The sequence below is a fragment of the Candidatus Roseilinea sp. NK_OTU-006 genome (genome assembly GCF_012931985.1).
In the GTDB taxonomy this organism is placed as follows: domain Bacteria; phylum Chloroflexota; class Anaerolineae; order J036; family Brachytrichaceae; genus JAAFGM01.
Map to the genome: position 1 here is coordinate 1 of NZ_JAAFGM010000084.1, position 2,968 is coordinate 2,968.

3 protein-coding genes and 1 pseudogene are annotated in these 2,968 nt (G+C 65.0%); all 4 read left to right on the top strand.

Annotated elements, in window-relative coordinates; all coding sequences use genetic code 11:
* Positions 1-446 (top strand): alkaline phosphatase PhoX (locus GXH28_RS15530; RefSeq protein ID WP_169239926.1); only part of this gene is annotated, 446 nt, incomplete at its 5' end.
* A 94-nt stretch (positions 447-540) separates the two neighbouring features.
* Positions 541-1,281 (top strand): DUF3047 domain-containing protein, encoded by a 741-nt coding sequence (locus GXH28_RS15535; protein ID WP_169239927.1) that lies wholly within the window; start codon positions 541-543, stop codon positions 1,279-1,281.
* Positions 1,278-1,910 (top strand): hypothetical protein, encoded by a 633-nt coding sequence (locus GXH28_RS15540; RefSeq protein ID WP_169239928.1) that lies wholly within the window; start codon positions 1,278-1,280, stop codon positions 1,908-1,910. The genes GXH28_RS15535 and GXH28_RS15540 overlap by 4 nt, the downstream gene beginning before the upstream one ends.
* Positions 1,903-2,968: pseudogene (locus GXH28_RS15545) on the top strand (hypothetical protein); the annotation flags it as partial. The gene GXH28_RS15540 and the pseudogene GXH28_RS15545, both read left to right, overlap by 8 nt.

The following is a 2,968-nucleotide window of genomic DNA, read 5'->3' on the forward strand; positions in this document are numbered from 1 at the left end:
CCAGTCCGGACGGCCTCTGGTTCAGCGAGGTGAGCAACATCTGCTGGATCCAGACCGACGACGGCGCCTATACCGACGTCACCAACTGCATGCTGCTCGCAGCGCTGCCGGGAACGGTGGGCGACGGCGGCGCGCGTACCATCACCAACACCGATGCCAGCGGCAACACCAAGCAGGTGACCACCTACGTCGGCGCGCCGTTGGGCGCGACGAAACTGCGCCGCTTCCTGGTCGGGCCGAAGGACTGCGAGATCACCGGCATCTGCGAGACGCCGGATGGCCAGACGCTGTTCGTCAACATTCAGCATCCAGGCGAGGACACGCCGGCGGCTGCGATCGGCGATCCGGCCCAGTTCACCAGCCACTGGCCGGACGGCGGCACATCGCGTCCGCGCTCGGCCACCATCGCCATCCAGAAAGTCGGCGGCGGCATCGTCGGCCTCTGACGCGCGTTGCATCGGCGCCGCAGCCGCGGGGGAAATAGCCCCCGGCGGCAGCGTGTGCCGTTAGCATCGCGCGCCGGAGACGCGCGCCTGCCGGATGCGATCGCTGCTCTTCCTGCCGCTGCTATTGCTTGCCGCCTGCGCGACGCCGCCGGCGCGGCTGCCCGTGGCCGCCGACGTGACGCCGTTTTCCGAGAGCCGGCCGGGGCGCATCCCGTACGGCTGGCACGCGCTGCCGCTGACGCGCACGAAGACGCCCACGGACTATGAGACTGCGTTCGACGCCGAGCGCGGGCGCGTGGTGGTGGTCGCGCGCGCCAAGCGCTCGGCGAGCGTGCTGAAACAGCGGCTCGACGTCGACCCCAGGACGCGGCCGTGGATCGTTTGGGAGTGGCGTGTGCCGCAGTTGATCGAGCACGCCGACAACACCGACCGACACGCCGAAGACTCGCCTGCGCGGCTGCTGCTGTTCTTCGACGGCGATCGCAGCACCTTGCCGGCGCACGAGCGGGCGGCGCTCGAGCTCGCGGAACTGGCGAGCGGCCGCCCGGTACCGTACGCGACGCTGATGTACATCTGGGAAAACCGACAGCCGGTCGGCACCGTCATCCCCAGTCCGTTTACCGCGCGCGTGCAGATGATCGTGGCCGCGTCGGGGCCCGAACGGCTCGGCCAGTGGAAGCGCTTCGAACGCGACTACGTCGCCGATTACCGCCTGACGCCGCCGGCCAACGGTCGCGGCAGCCACGACTTGGTCTTCGCGACGCCTCGCGCGTCGCCCGCCGCACCGATCTCCCGTCGTCCGCAGACAGAGAGTGTCCGAGCCGTGTCCTCATGACCCCCTCACAAAACCGTGGTGCATCGTTGGATCGCGCAAATAGCCGGCAGGCTGATTGTCGTCTGCCGCCACGGCCGTCGGCGCTGTCGTGGCGCGGGTGGGCGTCACCGTTGGTTTGGACGCCGCTCGTACTTCCATCGGCGTGCGCGCTGTTCGCGCCAACCGACGTTCTGCACAGGTGGCCGCTGGCAAGGGCGCTCACGACGTCGATTGCGGAAGTCTTTCCGCGCGTCGTATCAACAGCGAAGGCGACGCAGTTTCCCGAGGTTGCGCTGTTGACCTACTGCTTAGTGATATTGCTATGGCTTCCTATCAGTCTGCTGTACGCGCTGCAATCGCACGCGAACTATGACTACGCTTTGCCCAAGGCACGCAGCATGCACTTCTGGACGGTCAAGCGCCATCTGGGATTGTTGCTGGGGGCGCTGCTCGCACCGCTGCTCATCTTTGCTCTGACCATGATGCCTGGCGATCCGGCGCTGTACACCGGCGTCACGACCAAGAGCCGAGTCGGTCTGGCGTTCATGGCGTTTTGCTGCTTGTGGGGCGCGTCGCTGTTGCTCGGGTTTCAATATGGGAACGTACGCTTGTTCATCGATCTTCAGTTGAGGAGGAACGATCATGAGTAGCTACCAGGAGACTTTCTTCGAAGAACTGTCGAAGCCGGACAACTGGATGCCGAACCTGGACGATGTCGGAGGTGCGGTTGCCACGCGCTATGAGACGTACTTCGAGGAGCTGGGCAAGCTGGCCAAGAAACTGCAAGCCGGCGAGCTTGTGGCGTCAGATGCCACCGCGGTCAGGCAACGCTTCGACGCATTGTCTCGTTCGTTGAACACGGTGATTGCCAGGGTGGCGAGTGTCGGTGTCGCTCCGGTTACCGCGGATGACTTGCGCATTCAGCAGTACTTCAAAGGGCTTGCGAACAACGCGCAGTTTCTGTCCCTGCGCATTGGTCTTTGGGCTGATGTGGCGGCGACCGGCGACACAGCGGCGATGCAAAAGGTCGCGCAGGCCGCAAAGTCGGCGTTCAACACGTTGGGGGGCGTGCTGGGCCTGTTCCAGATGGGAACGGCGCTATACAACAAGGGCACTGAGGCGGCCGGCAAGGCCGGCTTCGGAGTAGTCGGCGGGCTGCTCGGCGCGAAGGCTGGCGTTGCACTGGGCACGGTCGTTGGCGGGGCTGCTGTCGCGTTAATCGGTGGTTCAGTAGTCGTGGTCGCAGCGGCTACTGTTGGGTTGGCGGTCGGCATTGGGTACCTGGGATCAAAGATCGGCGAATCCGCTTGGGAGCCCTTTCATGCCTGGTACACGGAGAAGTTCCTGCCCAGCGTGTTCGATGCGGGAAGTTCAGCGCGAACAGCGCTGATTGCGTGGGCCGATGAACAGAGCGCGAAGTTCGGCACCTATGACGGTACGTGGTTGGAGGGTTTCGCGCTGACGCCAGAGCAGAAGGCAGAGTTGTCGCGTATGTTTCCTTCACTGGTGACAGGAGGCGTTTCGGAACCGCTCAAAGCCGATCTGCTTGACCTTTTTCAGGCGCCCTTCGCCGCTGGCGAACTCTTGGAGCGCGACAAAGCCCTTGTGCTGCTGATCGAAGTGGCCCGCGGACTCGGCCCGGACGGCTACACCACACAGCGCGTCGCGGTCGCCGGCAACCAGGTCACGATCGACATTCCGCCCGCTG

Excerpts from the sequence above, each read along its gene's own strand:
- GXH28_RS15540 (WP_169239928.1), top strand. The coding sequence starts at position 1,278 with ATGACCCCCTCACAAAACCGTGGTGCATCGTTGGATCGCGCAAATAGC.
- GXH28_RS15535 (WP_169239927.1), top strand. The coding sequence starts at position 541 with ATGCGATCGCTGCTCTTCCTGCCGCTGCTATTGCTTGCCGCCTGCGCG.